Origin of the sequence: Pleurocapsa minor HA4230-MV1 (assembly GCA_019359095.1) — a bacterium.
Lineage (GTDB): Bacteria > Cyanobacteriota > Cyanobacteriia > Cyanobacteriales > Xenococcaceae > Waterburya > Waterburya minor.
The window spans coordinates 203,470-227,726 of the sequence record JAHHHZ010000011.1 but is presented as its reverse complement, the minus strand read 5'-3'; the positions used below and the strand labels follow the sequence as shown (position 1 = coordinate 227,726).

Here is a 24,257-nt window from a genome sequence, read left to right as displayed (position 1 = left end):
TAGTCCAAAAATCAGCTTGGACAAGCTGTTATGAGTTAGTTAACTATTTAGTTGTCAGTAATGCCGTTAGTTAGGTCATTTATAATTTAAACAAAATTTAAGCAAATTGTTGACTTAAAGCTACAGGATTATGTACGGTGATTTTCTTTTTATGAATTGAGACTAATTCTTTTTCCCGCAGATCTCCTAATAGTCTGGTGACAGTAACTCTAGTCGAGCCAATAGCTTCAGCGATCGCCTGATGAGATAACTTGAGATCGATCTTAATTCCTTCGGTCGTTGGTGTGCCAAAATCACGACACAGAATCAATAAGAAACTAACTAAACGAGAACCCATATCTCGATGAGCGAGGGTTTCAATCATCATTTCTGTTTGCAAAATGCGGGAAGATAATCCCCGTAGCATTAGCATGGACAACTCAGGATTTTCTTGTAGAGCTTTTTCCACCTGTTCAATCGGTGCTGATAAGAGTTCTACAGGAGTAAAGGCTACCGCATGATAAAAGCGATCGCTTTTTTGACCAGTAATTAAAGAAAGCACCCCAAATACGGTATTTTCTCTGAGCAAAGCTACGGTAATTTCTTCTCCTGCTTCATAAACACGAGACAGCTTAACTGCTCCTTTCAACAGAAAATAAACTCTTTCGGCTGGATCTCCAGGAAAGAAGATAGTTTTGCCCCGCTCAAAACTCTCCACAATGGGAGGAAAAGAACCACGACCAAGTTTGCGAAAGACGGATGCTAGAGGTTGATTTTGTGTCAATGGTAGTTCCATAGGGCCTGAGCCTAAGATTAAATTACGATGTGTTAAATGTTGTATTAACTTAAATAGTCATATTATTCTCACAATACATTAATACATTCTTTGTCTTACTTATATGCTTAACTCTCCTAACTTTAATTAGTACTATTTTTTAATCTAAATCAATTTTAATACGGTTATGTCACTTCCCCAGGCAGTTGTAGGATAGATAATTGCAGCTAAAAATTTGGGAAAAAACCGTGCTAGATTTAACTGGAAAAAATGCTTTGGTTACAGGAATAGCCAATAATCGTTCGATCGCCTGGGGAATTGCCCAGCAGCTACACAAAGCTGGAGCAAATATTGGGGTTAATTATCTTCCTGATGAGCGAGGACGTTTTGAAAAAAAGGTGAGAGAGTTGGTTGAACCTCTCAATCCTAGTATTGTTGTTCCCTGTGATGTTCAAAACGATGAACTGATGGATTCCATGTTTGACACCATCAAAGAGAAGTGGGGCAAATTAGATATCTTAGTTCACTGTCTAGCATTTGCCGAACGGGAAGATTTAACTGGCGATTTCTCTGCCACCTCTAGAGCAGGTTTTGCCAAAGCTTTAGATATCAGTAGTTTTTCCCTTAACTGTCTTGCTGTGAGGGCTAAACCTCTAATGACGGAAGGAGGCGCGATCGTTACCCTATCTTATTTAGGAGGGGTCAAAGTGATTCCGAACTACAATGTAATGGGAGTCGCAAAATCAGCTTTAGAAATGAGTGTACGTTATTTAGCTGCTGAGTTAGGTCAAGACAATATTCGAGTTAATGCTATCTCGGCTGGGCCAATTCGCACTTTAGCTTCTTCGGCGGTAGGCGGCATTCTCGATATGATCCGTCATGTTGAAGCGACTGCTCCTTTACGCCGTACCGTAACTCAAACAGAAGTTGGCAACACCGCAGCCTTTTTGTGTAGCGATCTTGCTAGCGGTATTACGGGACAAGTGATCTATGTTGATTCTGGATATGAGATCATGGGGATGTAGATTTTTTAAGCTATTAGCTCTTAGCTTTTAGCTCTAGATTGACAGTGAACTCGTAGATTAACATTAATTAGGAGTAATCATGCAAATTAGCGATCGCGAAGCGTATCTGGAAGATAATCGCCAAACTCTCAAGAACAATCAGCATAATGCTTTAGAGCAAATAAATGCCAGAACTGCTGCTGTCAGCCGTACTACAGGAGAAACAGACGTACAGGTCGCCATAAATATCGATGGAACTGGTCAATGTCAGGCGGATACAGGGATTCCTTTTCTCGACCATATGCTGCACCAAATTTCCTCTCATGGCATGTTTGACCTTCAGGTCAAAGCTACTGGCGATATCGAGATCGACGATCACCACACCAACGAGGATGTAGGAATTACTTTAGGTATGGCGTTAGCTCAAGCTTTAGGAGATCGCCAAGGGATTGTGCGTTTTGGTCATTTTAGCGCGCCTCTAGATGAGGCTCTGGTTCAGGTAACCTTAGACTTTTCTGGTAGACCTCATCTTAGTTATGGCTTAGAAATTCCCACTCAAAGAGTTGGTACTTATGATACTCAACTAGTTAGAGAGTTTTTTGTCGCCGTAATTAATCATGCTCAAATGACCTTACATATTCGTCAGTTAGATGGAATTAATTCTCACCATATTATTGAGGCAACTTTTAAAGCTTTTGCTCGCGCCATGCGTATGGCAACGGAAATAGACCCCCGTCGTGCTGGCAATATTCCCAGTTCTAAAGGAGTCCTTTAGCAGTGAACAATGAGCAATGAGCAATGTAGGGTGGGCGACGCGAAGCTAGTGCTTTAGTGCATCGCCAATAATCAGAATAAAGACCGATCGCCTAAAATAATGCCCACCAATTGATCGATAATCAGTCCGAAAGGACGACGCGTAGCTAGTGCTTTAGCATAAGCTTCGTGACCAGAGGGAATCCTTTAGGGCAAATAAACAGTCATCAGTAATCAAACAGTGAAAGTATCTAGTCAATGGGTCAAAATAAATAATCAAGGCTTAGAGATTGATGCTTATTTAGCAATGCCCGAAACGGCGGGGATTTATCCAGGGGTAATTGTTATTCAAGAGATCTTTGGGGTAAATAAACATATTCAAGAAGTCACTGAGAAATTAGCTAGTGAAGGTTATCTTGCGATCGCTCCTGCAATTTATCAGCGTCAAGCACCTGGATTTGCCGTGGGTTATTCTGATGATGAGGTGAAACAAGGCAGGGAATATAAGATGCAAACTCAGGCTAAGGAGTTACTTATCGATATTCAAGCTTGTATCGCCTATCTTTATAGTCAACCGCAGGTTAAACAGTCGGGAGTTGGCGCAATTGGCTTTTGCTTTGGGGGTCATGTGGCATATTTAGCAGCTACCCTGGCAGATGTTACGGCGATCGCCTCTTTTTATGGCGCGCAAATTGCTACTTGGTGTCCTGGCGAAGATGAACCAACGATTAACCGTACCAAAGATATTAAAGGGACAATTTATGCTTTTTTTGGCACAGAAGATCCGTTGATCCCCAATGAGCAAACTGAGCAGATCGAACAAGCATTGATTCAAGCGCAGATCGAGCATCAAGTGTTCCGTTATCAAGGGGCAACTCACGGATTTATGTGCGATTATCGTCCTCAAAGTTATAATTCTGATGCGGCTCAAGATGCCTGGAAAAAAGTGCTAGACTTGTTTAGCCAAAAGTTGTGAGTAGTATCAAAGTTACTCGGTTTGTGCGTTAATATTCACCATATACACTACTATGTCTGATTCAACCTCCGTTCCCAACTCATCTCAAGCTTTCTCCATGGCAGATTTTGAGAATGCGCTTCAGGAATATGATTATGAGTTTACGAGAGGACAGAAAATACAGGGAACGGTAGTAGAAATTACCTCTGAAGGAGCATATGTTGACATTGGTGGTAAATCTCCTGCTTTTGTCCCTACTAACGAAGCAGCTTTGGGTTTTGTGAATAATTTAGCCGCAATTTTGCCTATCGGTGAAACTAAAGAATTTTTAATCATTCGCGAACAAGATGATGATGGACAGGTAACTCTTTCTCTGCGTCAACTGGCATTAGATGAAGCTTGGGCTGATATTAAGGAAATGGCAGAAACAGGCAAATCCACTCAGATACGGGTGACGGGAGTTAACAAAGGCGGAGTAATGGGTGAAGTTGCGGGCTTAAAAGCTTTTATCCCGCGATCGCATTTGCAACAGCGCGACAGTCTAGATTCTTTAGTTGGGCAGCTTTTGACCGCTACTTTTTTGGAAGTTAACCAAGAAAATCGCAAGTTAGTTCTCTCTCAACGGGATGCTATGCGCGCAGTGGCGATGAATAGCATTGAAGAAGGTGTCTTGATGCCAGGGAAAATTGTCAATATTAAACCCTATGGTGTGTTTGTCGATCTCGATGGCGCTACAGGTTTGCTCCACGTTAAGGAAATTAGCGGTGCTAGGGTTGAATCTCTCAATAATCTCTTTGAAGTTGGGCAAAAGATCAAAGTTGTGATTAAGCAAATTGACGAGCATCAAAACCGTATGTCTTTATCGATTAAAGCTTTAGAATCATATCCTGGGGAAAATCTCGAAAAGTTAGAGGAAGTGATGGCAAATGCTGAGTCCAGATGGGAGCAAGCACAGCGCCCTAGTGCTGATGTGTCTTCACCCCCTGAGGAAGTAGGGGAGATAGGGAAGTAGGGAGATAGGGAGATAATAGTTGACCTAAGTCCCCAAGTCCCCAAGTCCCCAAGTCCCCAAAAGACCTCAAGACTCTAAAATGATCCATGTCAATCGATAGCCAGTGGCATATTCAACGAAGTCAAGATATATTACGCCAGTATCCTGCAATTAAAGAATACTTTGGCAACTATCCTCTATCGATCTTGCCGATTGCTTTGTTAGTTGCTGGGCAATGGTCGATCGCTTTGTTAGTTAGAGATTTGCCTTGGTTTGCTGTCGGCGCGATCGCTTTTTTGGTCGGGCAGTTTATTCTTCATTCTTTGGGAATTTTTGTTCACGAAGCTGCCCATAATTTAATTTTTAAATCTCAGCTGGGTTCTCGGTTTGCCCTCTGGTTAATCGTTTGTGGCTCTCTTTCTTTTGGGGAATCTCTAACCTACATTGGGGTACATGGTAAAACCCATCATCTTCAACTCAATGATTATCAATACGATCATGAGCTATGGGATCGTAATCGTGCCGAATTTGCTACTAATCATCTCTCTTGGCGCATTTTAGAAAGTCTGCTGCATCTTCTACCTGGAGGCTTAATTGTTAGCGAGCTAATCATCTCTAGTTTGGTTAAGGTTGATCTGCGTCAGGTAAAGTCGGCAACCATTGACCCAAAATTCAATCTGCTACTAATTGTCACCAGTATACTGCTCTACGCTCTTGCCTATTTAGCGATCGCACCGCAAGCTGCACTTTATCTTTTCTGGAGTTTGACAATAATGGCAAGCAATTGGGGGATAACTTTTCGTGGGCAATCAATTGCCGAACATCATATCTATCACCAAGGAAAAACCTACTCTACCTACAGCTGGACTAATATTCCTTTTTTTAATACTGGCTACCACGACGAACACCATACCTTTCCCCAAGTGCCGTGGATCCATCTACCTAAAATCAAACGTCTTGCTCCTGAATATTTTACTAACGACAATCCCTATTCTTACTTGCAGTGGTGGTGGCGTTGGGCAAAATCCATCTTTGCTCCTGCTGGATATAACCGCTATATATATAGGAAATTAGGAAGTAGGAAGTAGGAAGTAGGAAGTAGGAAGTAGGAAGTAGGAAGTAGGAAGTAGGAAGTAGGAAGTAGGAAGTAGGAAGTAGGAAGTAGTATTTCCAAGATGTCCTAACGTTTTTACGTAGGGCTGTACCTGATTTGACAACGGCGATCAAACCTTAGCTTAGAGCTTAGAGCTTTTTAATAAATATAATTCAGCCAGAGATTTTTTAACTTCACAGATCTTGTTGCATTTCGTTACATTTTTTGTTAATTTTGGTAACAGATAGATCGGTGGAGTTTCATTCTTGTTGGAAGCGATGAATATTAAGTGGAAGAAATTAATATTTCAAGTTGGTATTTGGTTAGCTCTAGAAGTTTTCTTTAGTTATGTAGGGGTAGATACCATCGCTGACTACAGTGAATATGTTTTCGATCGCACTATGATTACTGCCAGTTATTAAAGCAACAATTGAGCTTCGTCTAAAGTTAGAAACTGATCATTGGCTAAAGTAAATCAAAAGTTTGTCTAGCAAAAGTAACTAAACTAAATCTAAAATAACCTTTAACTATGACTGCTGTTGCCACTAAATCTAGCGATTGTCCATCAGTAAAACCGACTTGGAAAATTAAACTTCTATACGATGGAGAATGCCCTCTGTGTGTGCGGGAAGTCAACTTTCTCACCAAAAAAGATGCAGGCAGGGGAATTGTGAAATTTGTCGATATCTCCAGTCTCGATTATGACCCGCAAGATAATGCTGGAATTGACTTTGCTACGGCAATGGGAGTAATTCATGCAGTGTTACCCAACGGCACAATCGTTAAGAATGTCGAGGTTTTCAGACAAGTTTATGAACAGCTGGGGATGGGTTGGGTCTATGCTATAACCAAGATAAAAATTATTGGGGCGATCGCTGATTGGCTCTATAAAATTTGGGCAGACTGGCGTTTAAAAATCACGGGAAGACCAGAGATAGACAAGATTATTGCTGCAAGAGAACAAAAGCTTAATAATGTCAACAATGTCAACTCAATCAGATGTAAATTAAATTAATGATTAGTAAACTGGCAATAATTATTAGTTAAAGATTAATAACAGTCGAATCAAAGCCGTTGTCGATGTTATTATCAATGTGCCAGTGATTATTATAGGGTAACAATTATGGTTCAACTACCTGTATCTCCAGTGGTGTTAGCTATCTTAGATGGTTGGGGTCATCGCGAATCAACAGAAGCCAATGCTATTGCAACAGCTAAAACTCCAATATTTAGTAGCTTACAGTACGCATATCCTCATACGTTAATTAATACCTCGGGCAAGGCAGTAGGATTACCCGATGGTCAGATGGGGAATTCGGAAGTTGGACATTTGAACTTGGGCGCGGGAAGAGTAGTTCCGCAAGAATTAGTCAGAATTTCTGATGCGGTTGAAGATGGCTCTTTGCTCGACAATCAAGTATTAATTGATGCCTGCACCAAGGTTAACGCTACGGGGGGCAAGCTACACCTATTGGGACTTTGTTCTGAAGGAGGAGTGCATTCTCACCTCAAACACTTAACTGGCTTACTGAATTTAGCTAAGGCTAATGATGTTCAAGATGTTTGTATTCATGCAATTACTGATGGACGAGATACTTACACTACAGAAGGTATCAAGGCACTAAGTAAGATACAAGAGGCAATCGATCGAGTTGGCGTTGGTCGGATTGTGACCATTAGTGGTCGTTATTACGCCATGGATCGCGATCGCCGTTGGGATCGAATCCAGTTAGCCTACAACGTCATGACTCGCAATGAAAAGATTGATTCTCGTTCCGCCACCGAAGTTTTAGAAAGCTTTTATAGTTCAGATATTACCGACGAATTTATTATCCCCACGAGAATCGCCACAGGGGCTGTGGAACCTGGTGATGCAGTTATTTTCTTTAACTTCCGTCCCGACCGCTCAAGACAGCTAACCTATGCCTTTGTTAATAGTAATTTTGATGGGTTTGAACGCCACAAAATTGATCGGCTACATTTTGTTACCTTTACTCAATACGATCCTAATGCACCTGTCGAGGTAGTTTTCAAACCCCAAAATTTAACTAATATTTTGGGAGAAGTAATCGCTAACCAAGGTTTGCGCCAGTTCCGTACCGCCGAAACCGAAAAATATCCCCATGTTACCTATTTTTTCAACGGTGGTTTAGAATTGCCCTTTGAAGGGGAAGACCAAAAGTTGATTCAAAGCCCGATGGTGGCGACCTACGATCGCGCGCCCGAAATGTCTGCTCAAGCGGTAACTGACGAGGTTTGCAAGGCTGTCAAACAAGGAGTTTATACTCTAATTGTAGTTAACTATGCTAACCCTGATATGGTTGGGCATACGGGAAATTTAGATGCAGCAGTTAAGGCGATCGAAACTGTAGATCGCTGTTTGGGTAGAGTGATTGAAACTGTTAACCAAGCAGGCGGTACTTTACTGATTACAGCAGATCATGGGAATGCTGAGTATATGCGGGATCAAGATGGAAATCCTTGGACAGCCCACACAACTAACCCAGTTCCTTTTATCCTAGTTGAAGGAGAAGCCAGAAAAATTATTGGACATGGCGCAGATGTTCCTCTAAGAGAAAATGGCTGTTTGGCGGATGTTGCCCCCACTATCTTAGAAATATTGCAAATCCCTCAACCAGAGGAAATGACTGGAAAGTCTTTGATTGAGCCAGCAATTTATGAAGCCAAACCAAATCGGACGCCAATTAAAATCTCCAGGTGACCATAGCTAGCAACTTTATTTGTTTGAATATAGCTCTGTCGGCAGCATACAATAGTGATCATTAAATTTTTTAGAGCATAAAAGTTAGATTTTTATTATGAACCTATATCAAATAGTACAGATTATCTGGGCAGCTTGTGGCTTTCTCATAATTGTTTTCATTCTGCTACACAGCCCTAAAGGTGACGGTTTAGGCGGTATTGGCGGACAATCACAAATGTTTACGAGTACTAAGAGTGCAGAGAATGCCTTGAATCGGATTACCTGGGGTTTGGGAATTGGTTTTATAACCTTAACTGTAATGTTAAGTGCTGGCTGGATCGGTTAGATTTTTAGTTCGTCCTTTAGGGCATATAGTTTTTAGTCTTTTTCAGTTATAGTCATTCCAATTAGCTTCCGCATTTTAAAATTTCGCATCCAATTCAATTAATCGTAGGGGCGAATGGCCATTCGCCCTTACATAATCGTGTGGATTTTATTTGGAATGACTATAAAAGCGATCGTTCTTCTCACTTTAAAGAGCGATCGCTTTTTTGATGGAAAAATACTTCTTCATAAAGATAATTTAGCCTTAACTGTGGGGAGTTTTACCTCGATTTAAAACGACTGTCAACACAAATTTATTGCTCGATTATGGATTAGCTAGTGATTTTGGGAACAATAAATGAGTTAAGTTGATTTTTATCATTATGACAACAACTTCAAAACTCAATTCACAACATTTACTATCGCAACTAGCAGCAGCTAAAAATTCAGGCTGTCTTAAGCTTAGAGGCGAATCGGTTGTTTGGGAAATTTATTTGCAAATGGGAAGTTTACGATATGTTTACTGCTCGGCACAATCCCTAGATCAGCTCAAGTACCATTTACATTTTTTGGGATTGAGACAAGCTCTAGCTGCTCTAAAACAGCTACCCCAATCCTTGCAGGAAGAACAATTATCTAAACTAGATCAGTCGAAACAGTCTAGTGATTTAGATATTTACAGCAAGATTATTCTCTGGTTAATAGCGGAAAAACAGCTTAACTCAGATGAAAGCTCCAAACTAATTGAAAGTATCACTAAAGACGAATTGCAGTCTTGTCTCTGGCTCGAGCAAGGCGATTCCTTATGGCAAGAAAATGTTTTAGTTCCTACCTGGATTACTTCACAAATTCAAGTCTCTATATCGTTGAGTATTGCCGAATGTTTAAATGAAGCAGAAATTAAGATAAAACAATGGCAAAAATGCAGTGAAGAATTACTTTCGATTCATCAATGTCCTTCTTTTACTCCTGGCTGGGAAACAAAAACTCTGCCAGATTCAGGTTTCTTAAATCACGATATTTTAATAGAACTAAGCAAGATATTAAGAGGTAATACTAGTATTCGTCAACTGTCAATACTATTAAATAAAAAGGAGTTTCAAGTAGCACAAATTCTATCTCCATATATTGACAAAAAAATAATTGATTTACACTGTCCTCAAGAGCCTTTAAATAAAATTCCTTCTATATCTCGAAAATTAGATGATATTGATCGAGAAATAAAACTAACAACAAATAATAAATTAGATAAAGCGACAAAAACATGGAAAATCGTCTGTATTGATGATAGTCCTACGATCTTACAAGAAATCAAACGTTTTCTCGACCCAAATAAATTTCAAGTAACAGCCCTTGATGATCCTATAAAAGCTGCATCTCAAATTTTTGTCATCATTCCTCATCTAATCTTGTTGGATATTACTATGCCAAAAATTAATGGCTATAAACTATGTGGACTACTACGAAGTAGTGGCAACTGCAACCATATACCGATTATCATGGTATCTGGAAATACGGGAATAATTGACAAAACTAGAGCAAAACTTGCGGGAGCAACAGATTATCTAACCAAACCTTTTACCAAAGAAGGTTTGAATCAAGTTGTAAATAAGTATCTTCAATAATTTATCTTTGAAGATTACTTGTTCTACTAAATTAATCAATTATATTCACTGCAAAAAATCTAAAATCTAAAATCATGAAAACTATCCTAATTGTTGACGACGTAAAATCTGAATTAGATATGATGGCAAACTATTTAACCAAAGCTGGTTATAACATCATTGTTGCCAAAGACGGAGAAGATGCGATCGCCCAAACTATAGCCAAAAAACCTGATGCTGTGGTTACTGATTGGATGATGCCTGAAATGGGTGGATTAGATGTCTGTCGTAAAATCAGAAAAAATCCTGAAACCCAAGGTATTCCCGTCATTGCCTGTACTGCCAAAAGTAGCGATGTAGACAAAATGTGGGCAAAAAAACAGGGGATTAATGCTTATGTGACTAAGCCTTGTACCCAAGATGAATTGGTCAAAGCCGTTCACGAAGTTTTAATGTAACTTTTGATTGATAAAAGAGTTTAGGGACTTGGGGACTTGGGGACAAGTGATGCCTTAACTTCCCTACCTCCCTACCTCCCTACCTCCCTATCTCCCTATCTCCCCAACCGACAAGCATAGTTAACATTAATGAAACAAGTATGTCTACATCTAGTCCAGCTTCTAGAATTCAAGCCAACTTACAAGAGCTATTTCAAGGTAATGTCGCATCGGGAGATGCCTATATCAAATTCCAACTGACACCAGAAATTAATGCTTTGTTATCGATGGCACAGGTGCAGGAATCATTAATCGTGGAGGCGGAGCAAATTACCTCTTTGCCGACCATGCCCAACTCGTTTGTGGGCATGATGAATTCGCGCGATCGCGTATTTTGTGTGTTCGATTTAGCTCAATTGTTAGCCTTGCCTTCGGAGTTAATCAATTCTCGGCAATATCAAGTAATTGTCTTGCAAACCATGAATCAGCCATCTGAACCAGCAATTTTGATTGGCTTGGCGGTGACGCAACTTCAAGGGATTGTCCGTTTGCCCATTGAGCAAATTCAATCATCTCTTGAGGACGCTCCTGCTAATCTTGCCGATTTTATGGCGGGGATGGCACTGGAAAAAGGGAATAAGATTCCCATCCTAGAATTAAATCGCCTTTTGGCTAGCTTAAAGTAATTAATTTTCTAAACCTAACTAACTATTTCTAACTATTAAATTAAATTAGAATCCAAAATGAGTATAGATAAATCTAATCAAACGAAGTCAGACAACGCTGGTATGGGGAAATCCTTAAGCCTCAAAACCAAAGCGACATTATTGGCGATCGCCCTTGGTACAATTCCAGTATTAGCTACAGGGGGAACGGCTTATTATTTCGCGAACAAGTCGATTACCAAAGAAACTATTGCCACAGAAGAACTTCAAGCAAGTGAGCTACAAGATAAAGTTGGTCGATTCATGCAAGAACGACGGGGTGATATTACGGTAATTTCGAGTTTGAAAGTTCTTGCTAACCCCGAAAAATTTACCTTCGAGGAAAGATCGGAAATTCTGAAACGTTTTTACGAGGCTTATAGTTCTTATGAGAGTATCGCTGCTTTTGACTTAAAAGGAAATGTAATTGCCCAATCCGACGAAGGGCAAAAACTTGAGAATCACCTCGATCGTCCTTATGTGCAGGAAGCCTTAAAAACCAATGCAATTGTGGTTAGCCAGCCGACTATTTCTAAATCTACGGGTACTTATAGTATTTATACTGCTTCAGTAATTAAAGATCCTCGAACTGGTAAGCCCATTGGTTTTGCTCGCGCCCGCTTGCCTGTTAGTACTTTTACGGATATTGTGGAAAATTATCAAGCTAAAGGGCAGCAATATTACCTGGTCAATAGTACAGGAGAAATTTTCCTGGGTGGAGAAAAAGAAGCCGGCAAGAACCAACAGGAAGGATTAATGCTGAAGGACGTTTTTGCTGATTTAGCCTTAGCCACTGGTAAAGACGGAAATAGAACTAAGTCCACGACCAATAAACTCAGCAAAACTTCACAGCTAGTATCCATTGCGCCCCCAACTGAGCTAAAAGGAATCAAAGAACTTAATTGGCAAACCCTGATTGCTAAAGATACAGATGTTGCCTTTGCAGCTCAGAAAAACTTAGGTTTGACTCTGGCAATTGGTATTGGTGTGACCACCCTATTAGTATCAGCGATCGCTGCTTATCTAGCCAACCGTGCCACTATGCCCCTACTAGATGCGGTGAAGGCGGTGAAGAAAATTGGGAGTGGCGACCTGGATACTCGTTTGGCGGTGGATAGCCAAGATGAGTTGGGAGAATTGAACAGTAATATCAACTTGATGACGGCACAGATTCAAAACTCCCTGGAAGAACAAAAAGGATTCGCGCAACAACAGCGCCAAGAAAAAGAAAAGCTAGAAATGGCAATCTATACCCTGTTAGAAGAGGTAGGAGCTGCTGTCGATGGAGATTTAACCGTCCGAGCTGGCTTGGATTCGATGGAAATTAGTACGGTTGCCGATCTATTTAACGCGATTATTGGTAACCTCCAAGACATTGCGATTGAAGCCAAACAGTCCACCAGTCAAGTAGGTTCATCCCTCAAGGCAAATGAGTCAGAAATTCGCGCTTTAGCAGAACAGGCGATCGCTGAAACCAAAGAAGCCCGTGAGACGTTAATCTCTGTTCAACAGATGTCGCAGTCCATTCAGGCAGTAGCAGCCAACGCTAACCAAGCAGAAAAAATTACCGATGATACTTACAACACGATTGTTAGTAGTACCGCCAACATGGATTCAACGGTAGCCAGTATTCTCCAACTACGGACTACTGTCGGAGAAACCGCCAAGAAAATGAAGCGTTTAGGGGAATCATCCCAGAAAATTTCGCAGGTGGTATCCTTTATCGAAGAAATTGCCCTTAAAACCAACGTACTTGCAATTAACGCTTCGGTTGAGGCGGGACGTGCAGGGGAATATGGTCAAGGTTTCACGATTGTAGCGGAACAAGTGGGTGCCCTGGCAGAACAATCCGCCGCAGCGACCAAAGAAATCGCCAATATTGTGGCAGCGATTCAAGCAGAAACCCAAGAAGTTAACCAAGCCATGGAATCAGGGACAAGCCAGGTAGTAGAAACCACTCGTCTAGTGGAATCCACCAAGCAAAGTTTGGGTCTAGTACTGGAAAAATCCCAAGAAGTTAACCAACTAATGGGGTCAATTTCTCAAAGTACCGTATCTCAAGCCAGTACGTCTCAAACCATTACCAACCTGATGCAAAAAATTGCTGAATTATCAGCCAATACCTCCGAGTCTTCCAGTAAGGTAGCCCAATCCATTGTGGAAACAGCCGAGGTAGCTCAAAGATTGGAAGCTACTGTAGGACAGTTTAAGGTGGCTGGCTAATAGGTAGGGGCGTTTCGCGAAACGCCCCTACATCGATCTGTCTTACCTAAAAACTAAAACGATATTACTTACTAAACTGCAACCAAGATGGATACAGAACAACAGATTCGCCTGAATTTTCTGGATGAGGCAGAGGAATACTTCGATCTTATGGAATCTAATCTGGTCGGATTAGCTAATGCTGAAGTTGATCCTGCCAAGATCGATAATGTTTTGCGTTCTGCTCACTCAATTAAGGGTGGCGCAGGCATGATGAGCTTTACTAACTTAAGTCAAGTTGCCCATCGTCTAGAAGATTTCTTGAAAATTCTACGGGTGCGCTATGCTTCCAGCATGATTGATATTGCGGTGGAAACCCTGCTGCTGCAAAGTGTTGATTCTCTACGTCATCTTGGTAGTTTAAACCGTTTAGCCGTAGCGGGGGGCGATCCTCAAACTGAAGCACAGATGGTCGTAACTATCGATCGCCTGCAACCAGTTTTTGAAGAATTGCGATCGCTTTTGGGGGATTTGGAAGTAGCAGATGAAAATGCTCTACTGGCACAAGATGAAGATAGCGACCCTGCTCTCTTGATTTTTGAAGAAGGGGTGGAGGAAATTTTAACCCGCTTTGAAGAGGAATTATCAAACTTAGATCTGACTGAACTGGCGGAAAAGCTCTCGGTCACAGCTCAAGAATTGATTGGCTTTGGCAACATGGCAAGCCTCGATCCATTTATTCAACTTTGTGAATCAATTCAACACCAGGCAGCAAGTGTTTCTGAGCCAGAAATTACAGCTTTAGCTAACCAAGCTCTCAAAACTTGGAAGAAATCTCACGCATTGGTTCTTTTAGGTAGTGTCGAAAAAATTCCCTCTTATTTAGAAGGTTATGAGACTGTTAATCAGGCTAGTTTTATTGAGGAATTCGAGGAGGAAGTCGAGCCTTTTGATCTAGATGCTCTAGAATTGAGCGGATTACAGTCTGCCTTTGAATTAGAAGTTCCTGAAGACTCATCAAAACCCGAACTTTTTGGGGAGAATTCTGTTGAATTAAGTAAATTACAGTCCGCCTTTGAATTAGAAGTTCCTGAAGACTCATCAAAACCCGAACTTTTTGGGGAGAATTCTGTTGAATTAAGTAAATTACAGTCCGTCTTTGAATTAGATAGTCCCGAAGTAGAATCAACAGCAGAATCAACACCTGAAGCTTTAAATACTGAGTTAAATACTGGATTAACAAATCTCAGTGGCTTAACCCCAACTGTTGAGTTAACTAATATTAAACAGACAGTAACGGAAATTCAATTACAAGCTCAAAACCAAGCTCAAAAATCATCAGCTTTTAGTTCCCTCAAAACCCCGTCAAATCCAACTCCATCCGTGGAGCAGGTTGACAAGATGGTCAGAGTTCCTGCATCTCAACTTAAACAGTTCAACAACCTGTTCGAGCAGTTAGTTTTAAACCGAAATAGTATCACCTTGCGACTCGAACAATTGCAAGGAGTAATTGCCCTGATGAGTCAGCGAATGTCTCAGATGGAACGTTCTAATACTCAACTCAAACAATGGTATGACCGAGCGTCTGTGGAAGGACTATTGAGCGATAAAGAACAGTTAGTTGCTAGCGGTGGAACATTAACTAGCAATAAACATCCTGGCTTTGACAGTTTAGAAATGGATCGCTACAGTGACATTCATCTCATCTGTCAAGAACAAATTGAAACCATCGTTCAGCTGCAAGAGGTAGCAACGGATATTGAACTGGGATTACAACAGGTTCATCAATCCGCCAGAGATCTCCACTACACCACCAGATCGATGCAGGGGAACGTGACCCGCACTCAAATGTTGCCTTTTGCCGATGCTGTAAAACGATTCCCCAGGGTAATTCGTGACCTCAATCTTCAGTTTGCTAAAAAAGTAGAGCTAAAGATTATTGGCGAAAGAACTCTCTTGGATCGTTTGGTAATTGAAACCTTAAGCGATCCTTTGATGCACTTGTTGCGTAACTCCTTTGACCACGGGATTGAAACTCCTCAAGCTCGTATTGCTGCGGGGAAACCAGAGGCAGGTACTATTACGATCCAAGCTAATAATCAAGGTACTTATAGTGTCATTACCATCAGTGATGATGGTGGGGGAATTCCCCTCGAAAAAATTCGCGATCGCGTTCATCAAATGGGTTTTTCCCAAGCAGAAGTGTCCCGAATCAGCGAAGCCGAATTACTCAACTTTATTTTTGAACCTGGCTTTAGTACGGCAAGTCAAGTTACGGAACTATCGGGTCGAGGAGTGGGTATGGACGTGGTGCGAACTAATCTCCAAGAGATTCGCGGTGATATTCGGGTGGATACCAAACTAGGTCAAGGTACTACGTTTAAACTTAGAATTCCCTTTACTTTGTCGATTTTGCGGGTAGCGATCGTGGAACAAGGGGGGATTGTTTTTGCCATTCCTGCCAATAGCATTAGAGAATTAATATCTGGTGAGCCACAAGAAGAATTAACGCCAGAAGACACCAAGATCGTCCCTTGGCAGCAAACAAAAATTCCTTTAATCGAAATAGAAAAGATTTTAGTTTATAACCGTTTGTATAATGCGGTCGGTTTAACTGGTACGCCGACTATTAATCAAACTATGACTCTAGTGGTGGGGGATGATCAATTTTTCGCCGCCTTGAAAATTAGCCGTTTCTGGGACGAACAAGAATCCACGATTCGAGCAATTGATAGTCCTGTTCCTTTACCGCCTGGGGTCATTAGTTCTGTAGTGTTTGGGGATGGAAAAGTTATTCCTTTGATCGATCCTCTCGCCTTGGCGGAACGTTATGCCAGCGATCGCCTCAACCCTAATTCAGCTGATGTAGATTTGGGTGCTGCTAATGATCTTCCTGTCACCAAAACTATTCTAATAGTAGATGATTCCATCAATGTCCGTCGTTATCTAAGTTTGACTTTAGAAAAAGCTGGCTATCGTGTAGAACAAGCAAAAGATGGTTTAGAGGCTCTGGATAAATTGACGAGTGGATTAGTGGTTCAGGGGGTTATTTCGGATGTGGAAATGCCTCGACTAGATGGTTATGGGTTCTTGATAGCAGTCAAGGAAAAACCAGAACTGGCTAATTTACCCGTGGCGATGCTGACCTCTCGCAATAATGATAAACATCGTAAACTAGCAATGGATCTAGGCGCATCAGCTTATTTCTCCAAACCTTATAACGAACAAGAGCTATTACAACAATTAGCAGAAATCTTAGTTTAGGTTTAGTTTAGGTGAGTTCGGACTTTCCCTAGTTGCTAGTCGCCAGTCACTTATAATCAGTACATAGGCAAGATTAAAGTTAGATATAAACAAATAATGACCGTAGTTGTCTTTGGCAGTATCAATTTAGATTTAGTAGTTGAAGTACCTCATTTACCAGCAAAGGGAGAAACAGTGATTGGCGATCGCTTTTTTTCCTCAGCTGGAGGGAAAGGAGCAAATCAAGCAGTGGCGATCGCTAAATTAGGCATTCCTGTATCTTTAGTTGGTCAGGTAGGAAATGATACTTTTGGTCAAACTTTAATCAACAGTTTGCAATCTTCTGGGGTCAATACAGACGGCATTAACATCAATTCCCATACCTATTCAGGCATCGCTTCCATTGTGGTGGATCGATACGGTGCCAATACTATTGCTTGTGCTGGCGGTGCTAATAACTTAGTGCGTGAGGCAGAAATTAAGCAGTTTATCAAACTACTACCCCAGGCTAAAATTGTGTTGTTAGAACTAGGTATTCCTCTAGCCACAGTCTTGACCGCAGCCCGAGAAGCAAAAGCCCATGATTGCCTGCTAATTTTAGATCCTGCTCCAGTCACCGCCAATTTACCCGAAGAACTATACAGCCTGGTAGATATCATTACTCCCAATGAAATCGAAGCTAGTCAGCTAGTAGGCTTTACAGTGGATGGAGTTACTACCGCCAGACAAGCAGCCTCTTCTCTACATCAAATGGGCATCAAAAATGTCATTATCACTTTGGGAAGTCAAGGCTCTCTTTACAGTAATGAACTTGAGAGCTATTGGCTCAAACCAATTGATGTTCCTGTGGTAGATACAGTAGCTGCGGGAGATGCTTTCAATGGAGCTTTAGCCGCAGGGTTAGCATCAGGGAAAAAAATCAAGGAAGCGGTACAGTGGGCAACAGTAGGAGCTGCTTTATCCGTAACTAAAAATGGCGCTCAGTCTTCTCTACCCAATAAGAAAAGTTTTCAGCAGCTATTAGACCAACAAACATTATTAGATTAACTTTCAAAAAACAAATTATTCTGCTGAGGGTGGAAAAAGGCAAAAAGCAAAAGTAGCTCAGTGAAATAGATTAAATAACTTTCCATTGCCAAAAGTTAGTATTCATGCTCCAATAGGGCAAATAATATCTAGGGATTAGCTAGAATAAATTTAGAGAAATTACTTAATGCTAATCTCAGCAATTATAAAATTATAAGCTTGGCAGCTTTTATGGCATTATTTTGAAACAAAGGCTTATTTAATAAAAATACTAGATAAATAGCAGGTGCGAGCAGTAGCTTACATTAACCAAACAGCAACATGACAACTGAAAACATACATTTACGCTCTGAATTTATTAACACTCAAGTCATTGCCCGTAACACAGGTAAAAGATTAGGAGTGGTAAAAGAGGTCTTGGTAGATATAGACCGCAGAGAAATAGTGGCTTTGGGACTACGAGACAATTTCTTGTCAGTCTCTGGGATACCAAAATATATGTATCTTGATAGTATTCGTCAAACTGGAGATGTAATTCTAGTGGAAGACGAAAACGTCATTGAAGATATTGACGTTGAAATTTATAGTAAGTTAGTCAACTGTGAGGTCATTACCGAAGCTGGCGAACCTTTGGGTAAAGTTAGAGATTTTCAGTTTGACGCGGAAAATGGTGCAGTTAATTCCATTGTGATTGCTTCTTTGGGCATTCCCCAAATTCCTGAGCAGTTTATTAGTACCTATGAGCTATCCATCGAAGAAGTTGTTAGCAGTGGCCCTAATCGTCTAATTGTTTTTGAAGGTTCGGAAGAGCGGATCGAGCAGATTTCCGTCGGACTACTTGAGCGTTTAGGAATTGGTCGTCCTCCTTGGGAAAAAGACGATGTGGGTTATTATCCTCAAACTATTAAGGCGGAAAACCAGTTACCTACAGGTACTCCTCTGCGCACTCCCATCCCAACAAACCTAGACACTAGAGAACCAGTCATGGAAGAACGCTGGGATGAAGATGAATGGCAGGAATCTCGTACTGCACCCCCGCCTATGAGACAACAAGCCGAAGCAATTCCTTATGAGGATGATGACGAAGAGAATAACTGGGAAGACGCTGATCCTGAAGTCTACGATGCGCAAGTATATGAAGCGCCACCAGTGAAAAAATATGAATATGAAGAAATCTCTAATGATGATGTTTGGGATGATGATACTGAACCAAAAGCTTATAATCCTCCTCCCGTAAATATTCCTGAAAAGCAAAAAGCGCCTGAATACGAGGAAGAGCCAGGTTAATAGAAGTCAAAAGTCAAAAGTCAAAAGTCAAAAGTCAAAAGTCAAAAGTCAAGGAGTTAACTGCCGTTTGCCCTTATAAGTAGAGATTAAAGGCGGGTGTTAAAGCTCGTCTTTTTTGGTTGGGTAAAATGATCTAGCGATCGCCATTTCCGTAAGCAGGTCAAGATTACATTTAAAGAACCTAATCTTGTGCGATAAAGTCATAGTAGTAATAAATCCTGATTGATAGAGATTCATGTCATCTGAGAAGCATCATAAAACAGAGCGAAACATCATTACTGATTGTCGCAACATTGATAAATCAAAGCTTTCACCGATGTATCAACATTATGTGGAAGTGAAAGAACAATATCCTAATGCGCTGTTGCTCTATCGGGTAGGGGATTTTTTTGAATGCTTTTTTCAGGATGCTGTGACGATCGCTAGAGAACTCGAACTGGTGCAAACTAGTAAAGAGGGGGGCAAAGAATTAGGGCGAGTGGCGATGACTGGTGTGCCTCACCATGCTTTAGAGCGCTATAGTACGATGCTGGTAGAAAAAGGCTATGCGGTGGCAATCTGCGATCAGGTTGAGGATGCTGCTACTGCTAGTGCGGAAAAACGCAACTTAGTTAAAAGAGAAATTCAAAAGCTGCTTACCCCTGGTACTTTAACCGATGATGGGATGCTGCGATCGCGTCAGAATAACTTCCTGGCTGCTATTGTCGTTGCGGGGGAGCATTGGGGATTGGCTTATGCAGATATCTCTACAGGGGAATTTTTTACCACTCAGTCTAGTGAACTTAGCTCTTTAACTTTAGAATTATTGCGTTTACAGCCTTCTGAAGTCTTAATTCCTGCTAATGCACCAGATGTTAACGGTTTACTTCGTCCAGGAGAGAAATCTGAGTATTTAGCCGATTATTTGCCCGATAGCTTTTGTTATTCTTTGCGATCGCAACAACCTTTTACTTTAGTCGAAGCCAGTCAAAGACTTAGGGATACCTTTGATGTCAGTTCCTTAGAAGGAATGGGTTGTGGGGATATTCCTCTGGGAGTTCGAGCAGCGGGAGGTTTGTTAGAATATGTCGCAGATACTCAAAAAGCCTATCAAGTGCCATTGCAACCGCTACGCACCTATAGTTTGGCTGATTATTTGGTTCTCGATCATCAGACTCGACGCAATTTAGAAATTACGCAAACAATACGCGACGGTACGTTTCACGGTTCACTACTCTGGGCATTAGATCGCACCAGTACGGCAATGGGAGGTAGAGCCTTACGACGCTGGGTATTGCAACCATTAATCGATCTTAAAGGTATTGCAGCCAGACAAGAGACGATCGCGGAGCTAGTAGCCAATATTTCTCTACGCCAGGATTTACGCTCAATGCTGCGTAAAATATACGATCTGGAAAGATTATCGGGTAGAGTGGCTTCTGGTACGGCAAATGCGCGAGATTTACTAGCTCTAGCGGAATCTTTGCTCAAATTAAGCGACTTATCGGCGATCGCTTCCTATGGTAACGCACCTTTTTTGAAAGCCCTGCATAAGATGCCACCAGAGTTGGAACAGTTAGGGGTATATGTCACCGAGCGTTTAGTAGAATCTCCCCCTCAGCTGCTTAAGGAAGGGGGGATGATTAAAGACGGTGTTGATACTCGACTAGATGAAATTCGCCAGCGGTTAGAAGATGATAAACAGTGGCTGACGAATTTAGAGGTAACAGAAAGAGAACGAGTGGGAGTAGCTAATATTAAGGTGGGCTACAACAAAACCTTTGGCTACTATATTAGTATGCCCCGTTCTAAAGCTAGTCAAGCTCCCGACAACTATCAGCGGAAGCAGACTTTAACCAATGAAGAAAGGTATATTACCTCGGAGTTAAAAGAGCGGGAAACGAGAATCCTGACGGCGAAAGATGATTTAAGCAACCTCGAATACGATATTTTTACCGAATTAAGAGCCACTGTTGCCGAAAAATCCCAGTTAATTCGTAGTATCTCCAAAGCTGTGGCGGCGATCGATGTTTTAGCAGGATTGGCAGAAATCGCTGTTTATCAAAACTATTGCTGTCCTGAAATGATTCAAGGACGAGAAATTGACATAGTTGAGGGTAGACATCCTGTAGTAGAGCAGTCTTTGGGAGAAGGGTTTTTTGTCCCTAATTCTGCGCAAATGGGTAATCCCCCCCAACCTCCCTTAGACAAGGGGGGAGAATATCCAGATTTGATTATTTTGACTGGCCCTAATGCTAGTGGTAAAAGCTGTTATTTACGTCAGATTGGTTTGATTCAGTTAATTGCTCAAATTGGGAGTTTTGTTCCAGCCACAGAGGCGAGATTGGCAATTTGCGATCGCATTTTTACCCGCGTGGGTGCAGTAGACGATCTTGCCACAGGACAATCTACTTTTATGGTGGAGATGAACGAAACCGCGAATATCCTCAATCATGCTACTCCTAAATCGCTGATTCTCCTGGATGAAATTGGTCGAGGTACCGCAACTTTTGATGGACTTTCTATAGCTTGGGCGGTAGCGGAATATTTAGCCACAGATATTCAAGGGAGAACTATTTTTGCCACTCACTACCATGAATTAAATGAACTAGCTTCCATCTTAACTAACGTAGCTAACTACCAAGTAACCGTTAAAGAAATGGCAGACAAAATTATCTTTCTCCATCAGGTGTGTGCGGGTGGTGCTAGCAAATCCTACGGTATTGAAGCAGGGAGACTAGCTGGTTTGCCTTCTTCGGTGATATCTAGAGCTAGACAGGTGATGGGACAAATTGAAAAGCACAGCAAAATTGCCTTGGGTTTACGCCAAGGAATCGAACAGGTGCAGCCTCAGAAAGATCCTGACGGGAATATGGAACAGCTTGATATTTTTGAGAAATAGGAAGTAGGAAGTAGGAAGTAGGAAGTAGTATTTCAAAGATATCCTCGTGTTTTTACATAGAGCTATATCTATCTAAGATCAATTAAGCTTGACTAAGCTAATGTGTATTTAAATTGCAGATTGTTTAATTAGGAAATAAACCGTCAAATTATCTCCCTATCTCCCTATTTACCTATTTCCTTCCATAGTTAAACTAAATTTTAATAGCTTACTTGTCTGTTTTCGCTATCATTTTCTACAAATGACTTAATAAATTCTTAATTAAGATAAATATTTAAAGTTAAATTATTTCTTATTTTATCTTCATTATGAATATAGTAATTTTTACGTAAATAAGTAAATAATCTTAAATCAAAGTCATCTAAAAATTAAATTATATGAGAAAATTAGAGGATAAAGTTATTTTTATTGTTTGTGCAAGCTATTAATTCGACTGTCAAAATTTTATTGATAGACAATCACCAAGCTGGTAGCGTGCAAATCGAACGTCACCTAGCTCAGATTAAATCTGACTTGATGATGCAATTAACTAAAATTACAGATCTTGATGATATTGCAAATTTAATTCAACTAGAGCATCCCGATCTAATCTTTTTTATTTTTAATCAGCCAGAAACTAGTCATTTGATTTTTTTATCAAGAATTAAAGAAGTAAATATATATGATATTCCGATTATATTTTGTACTACTAAAACAAGTATAGATTTAGCATGTTTACCAGTTGTATGTAATAATTGCTTGATCCTGTCTAAGATTTCTCCTACTTTATTAGCTAAAACTATTTTCTTGGCACTCGAAAAATCAAAACAAAATCAAGAGCTAAATTCTCTTAGACAAGAAAATGCCGAACTTAGTTCTCAGCTCATAGCGACTAAAAATTTATTCCAAACTATCATAGATAATACCTCTACTTTAGTTTGGATGTGCGATGCAATTGGCAATACTACCTTTTTTAATCAAGCTTGGAGTCGGGTTTTAGGTCAAGAGAATAATATTAGATTAAATAACAATTGGATGCTAAATATTCATCCTCAAGATTTAGCTGATTGTCAATCTAAGTTTAATCAAGCCTTAGCTGAAGCCAAAGGATTTACGATTAATTATCGCTTAAAAATAGTCAATCAAAAATCTCGTTGGATCTCTAATTATGCTGTGCCACAATTTTCTTTAAAGGGAGAATTTCAAGGATTAGTTGGCTATTGTTTTGATATCACCTCACTCAAAAAAACTGAACAAAAATTAATTCAGCGAGCAGCAAGCGATCGCCTTTTAACTCAGATTACGCAAAAAATTCATGCATCTCTAGAGCTAGAGCAAATTTTACAGACTACGGTAGATGAAGTTAAGCAATTTCTTTTGGCTGAAAAAATTCAAATAAATCGAGTGGAGGAGACAGAAAAGTTAACTTTATTAGTTGAATCTAGGCTAGTTGATTCACCCTTAAGCTGTGACATTTCTGAGCCGAAACAAGTCCCCGAAACCCTGTTTCAAAATAATCTGCCTCAGTTGTCTTCTGGTGAAAGTGTTACTCAAGATTTTGTTGAATCATCGCCTCATTTTCCTAGATCCTGTTCGACATTACTGATCCCAATTACTGCTGAAAAAGATCTCTGGGGACTAATCTGTATTGAGAATTGTTCGATAGCTAGACAGTGGAATCCTGAAGAAATCAATCTTTTAGAGCGAGTTGCCCTGGAGCTTTCCGTAGCGATTAAACAGGCAAAACTTTATCAACAGCTAGAACAAGCCAATCAAGAGCTAGAACAACTATCTGTCATGGATAGTTTGACTCAAATTGCTAACCGTCGTAAATTCGATCGCTATATTGCCCAAGAGTGGACTAGACTATCTAGAGAACAAAGTCCTTTAGCGTTAATTCTTTGTGATATTGACCATTTCAAGCTTTATAACGATACCTATGGTCATCCCGCAGGCGATCGCTGTTTAATCGAAGTCGCTCAAGCAATTAGCAAAGTGATTAAACGTCCTAGCGATCTAGTTGCTCGTTATGGAGGAGAAGAATTTGTCTTGGTACTACCTGGAACTTCCATGGCAGGAGCAAAATATTTAGCCCAACAGATTCGTTTGCAGGTTGAAGCCCTCAAAATTCCTCACCTGCGTTCGTCTGTCGATCTTTATGTCACCATCTCTTTAGGCGTATCCTCCTGTATTCCGCATCCTGACTTTAATTTTGAGGTATTGATTGCAGCAGCGGATCAAGGTTTATATCAAGCAAAAGAAATGGGCCGTAACCAAGCTGTAGAATGTGAGATTAAGCTCTATTAACTAGAACCA

At 40.7% G+C, this 24,257-nt stretch carries 19 protein-coding genes; 18 read left to right on the top strand and 1 reads right to left on the bottom strand.

Translation table 11 applies throughout. The annotated features are described in order from the left end of the window. Nucleotides 1–97 precede the first annotated feature (97 nt). On the bottom strand, nt 98–775 hold the full coding sequence (gene ntcA / locus KME09_03470; GenBank protein MBW4532973.1) for a global nitrogen regulator NtcA: 678 nt from the start codon (nt 773–775) through the stop codon (nt 98–100). 227 nt (nt 776–1,002) lie between these two features. Here ntcA and fabI point away from each other — a divergent pair, with 227 nt between their 5' ends. The 18 genes from fabI to KME09_03380 all read left to right on the top strand — a co-directional run bounded on the left by fabI (nt 1,003) and on the right by KME09_03380 (nt 24,248). Further along, on the top strand, nt 1,003–1,779 hold the full coding sequence (gene fabI / locus KME09_03465; protein ID MBW4532972.1) for an enoyl-ACP reductase FabI: 777 nt from the start codon (nt 1,003–1,005) through the stop codon (nt 1,777–1,779). Between the two features lie 79 nt (nt 1,780–1,858). Then, nucleotides 1,859–2,533, top strand: a complete 675-nt coding sequence (gene hisB / locus KME09_03460) for an imidazoleglycerol-phosphate dehydratase HisB (GenBank protein MBW4532971.1) — start codon at nt 1,859–1,861, stop codon at nt 2,531–2,533. A gap of 285 nt (nt 2,534–2,818) precedes the next feature. After that, nucleotides 2,819–3,487: a dienelactone hydrolase family protein gene (locus tag KME09_03455; GenBank protein MBW4532970.1), complete on the top strand. Its 669-nt coding sequence runs from the start codon at nt 2,819–2,821 to the stop codon at nt 3,485–3,487. Nucleotides 3,488–3,584: 97 nt separating this feature from the next. Then, nucleotides 3,585–4,478 (top strand): S1 RNA-binding domain-containing protein, encoded by an 894-nt coding sequence (locus KME09_03450; GenBank protein MBW4532969.1) that lies wholly within the window; start codon nt 3,585–3,587, stop codon nt 4,476–4,478. Nucleotides 4,479–4,564: 86 nt separating this feature from the next. Beyond that, nucleotides 4,565–5,545, top strand: a complete 981-nt coding sequence (locus KME09_03445; GenBank protein MBW4532968.1) for a fatty acid desaturase — start codon at nt 4,565–4,567, stop codon at nt 5,543–5,545. A gap of 283 nt (nt 5,546–5,828) precedes the next feature. Next, complete coding sequence (locus KME09_03440) at nt 5,829–5,972, top strand: hypothetical protein (GenBank protein ID MBW4532967.1); 144 nt, start codon at nt 5,829–5,831, stop codon at nt 5,970–5,972. 107 nt (nt 5,973–6,079) lie between these two features. Continuing rightward, a complete protein-coding gene (locus tag KME09_03435; GenBank protein ID MBW4532966.1) occupies nt 6,080–6,565 on the top strand; it encodes a DUF393 domain-containing protein in 486 nt (161 codons plus the stop codon). A 108-nt stretch (nt 6,566–6,673) separates the two neighbouring features. Next, the gene (gpmI, locus tag KME09_03430; GenBank protein ID MBW4532965.1) at nt 6,674–8,272 is read left to right on the top strand and encodes a 2,3-bisphosphoglycerate-independent phosphoglycerate mutase; all 1,599 of its coding nucleotides are present in this window, start codon (nt 6,674–6,676) and stop codon (nt 8,270–8,272) included. A 97-nt stretch (nt 8,273–8,369) separates the two neighbouring features. After that, nucleotides 8,370–8,600: a preprotein translocase subunit SecG gene (gene secG / locus KME09_03425; GenBank protein ID MBW4532964.1), complete on the top strand. Its 231-nt coding sequence runs from the start codon at nt 8,370–8,372 to the stop codon at nt 8,598–8,600. A 361-nt stretch (nt 8,601–8,961) separates the two neighbouring features. After that, entirely contained in the window at nt 8,962–10,203 is a 1,242-nt protein-coding gene (locus tag KME09_03420) for a response regulator (protein MBW4532963.1), read from the top strand. A gap of 74 nt (nt 10,204–10,277) precedes the next feature. Continuing rightward, nucleotides 10,278–10,640 (top strand): response regulator, encoded by a 363-nt coding sequence (locus tag KME09_03415; protein ID MBW4532962.1) that lies wholly within the window; start codon nt 10,278–10,280, stop codon nt 10,638–10,640. A 140-nt stretch (nt 10,641–10,780) separates the two neighbouring features. Beyond that, complete coding sequence (locus KME09_03410; protein ID MBW4532961.1) at nt 10,781–11,305, top strand: chemotaxis protein CheW; 525 nt, start codon at nt 10,781–10,783, stop codon at nt 11,303–11,305. Nucleotides 11,306–11,407: 102 nt separating this feature from the next. After that, nucleotides 11,408–13,546, top strand: coding sequence for a HAMP domain-containing protein (locus KME09_03405; GenBank protein ID MBW4532960.1), 2,139 nt, complete (start codon nt 11,408–11,410; stop codon nt 13,544–13,546). An 87-nt stretch (nt 13,547–13,633) separates the two neighbouring features. Continuing rightward, nucleotides 13,634–16,789 (top strand): hybrid sensor histidine kinase/response regulator, encoded by a 3,156-nt coding sequence (locus KME09_03400; GenBank protein MBW4532959.1) that lies wholly within the window; start codon nt 13,634–13,636, stop codon nt 16,787–16,789. A 96-nt stretch (nt 16,790–16,885) separates the two neighbouring features. Continuing rightward, nucleotides 16,886–17,815: a ribokinase gene (rbsK, locus tag KME09_03395; GenBank protein MBW4532958.1), complete on the top strand. Its 930-nt coding sequence runs from the start codon at nt 16,886–16,888 to the stop codon at nt 17,813–17,815. A gap of 300 nt (nt 17,816–18,115) precedes the next feature. Beyond that, nucleotides 18,116–19,081: a PRC-barrel domain-containing protein gene (locus KME09_03390; GenBank protein MBW4532957.1), complete on the top strand. Its 966-nt coding sequence runs from the start codon at nt 18,116–18,118 to the stop codon at nt 19,079–19,081. A 316-nt stretch (nt 19,082–19,397) separates the two neighbouring features. Further along, entirely contained in the window at nt 19,398–21,962 is a 2,565-nt protein-coding gene (gene mutS, locus KME09_03385) for a DNA mismatch repair protein MutS (GenBank protein MBW4532956.1), read from the top strand. A 414-nt stretch (nt 21,963–22,376) separates the two neighbouring features. Further along, entirely contained in the window at nt 22,377–24,248 is a 1,872-nt protein-coding gene (locus KME09_03380) for a diguanylate cyclase (protein MBW4532955.1), read from the top strand. The last annotated feature ends 9 nt before the right edge of the window (nt 24,249–24,257 follow it).

Bases quoted from the DNA above. Each gene is read 5' to 3' on its own strand.
- KME09_03435 (MBW4532966.1), top strand. From the start codon at position 6,080: ATGACTGCTGTTGCCACTAAATCTAGCGATTGTCCATCAGTAAAACCG.
- KME09_03445 (MBW4532968.1), top strand. From the start codon at position 4,565: ATGTCAATCGATAGCCAGTGGCATATTCAACGAAGTCAAGATATATTA.
- KME09_03440 (MBW4532967.1), top strand. From the start codon at position 5,829: ATGAATATTAAGTGGAAGAAATTAATATTTCAAGTTGGTATTTGGTTA.
- KME09_03410 (MBW4532961.1), top strand. From the start codon at position 10,781: ATGTCTACATCTAGTCCAGCTTCTAGAATTCAAGCCAACTTACAAGAG.
- secG (MBW4532964.1), top strand. From the start codon at position 8,370: ATGAACCTATATCAAATAGTACAGATTATCTGGGCAGCTTGTGGCTTT.
- KME09_03405 (MBW4532960.1), top strand. From the start codon at position 11,408: ATGGGGAAATCCTTAAGCCTCAAAACCAAAGCGACATTATTGGCGATC.
- hisB (MBW4532971.1), top strand. From the start codon at position 1,859: ATGCAAATTAGCGATCGCGAAGCGTATCTGGAAGATAATCGCCAAACT.
- rbsK (MBW4532958.1), top strand. From the start codon at position 16,886: ATGACCGTAGTTGTCTTTGGCAGTATCAATTTAGATTTAGTAGTTGAA.
- KME09_03390 (MBW4532957.1), top strand. From the start codon at position 18,116: ATGACAACTGAAAACATACATTTACGCTCTGAATTTATTAACACTCAA.
- KME09_03420 (MBW4532963.1), top strand. From the start codon at position 8,962: ATGACAACAACTTCAAAACTCAATTCACAACATTTACTATCGCAACTA.
- KME09_03455 (MBW4532970.1), top strand. From the start codon at position 2,819: ATGCCCGAAACGGCGGGGATTTATCCAGGGGTAATTGTTATTCAAGAG.
- mutS (MBW4532956.1), top strand. From the start codon at position 19,398: ATGTATCAACATTATGTGGAAGTGAAAGAACAATATCCTAATGCGCTG.
- gpmI (MBW4532965.1), top strand. From the start codon at position 6,674: ATGGTTCAACTACCTGTATCTCCAGTGGTGTTAGCTATCTTAGATGGT.
- KME09_03415 (MBW4532962.1), top strand. From the start codon at position 10,278: ATGAAAACTATCCTAATTGTTGACGACGTAAAATCTGAATTAGATATG.
- KME09_03450 (MBW4532969.1), top strand. From the start codon at position 3,585: ATGGCAGATTTTGAGAATGCGCTTCAGGAATATGATTATGAGTTTACG.
- ntcA (MBW4532973.1), bottom strand. From the start codon at position 775: ATGGAACTACCATTGACACAAAATCAACCTCTAGCATCCGTCTTTCGC.
- KME09_03400 (MBW4532959.1), top strand. From the start codon at position 13,634: ATGGATACAGAACAACAGATTCGCCTGAATTTTCTGGATGAGGCAGAG.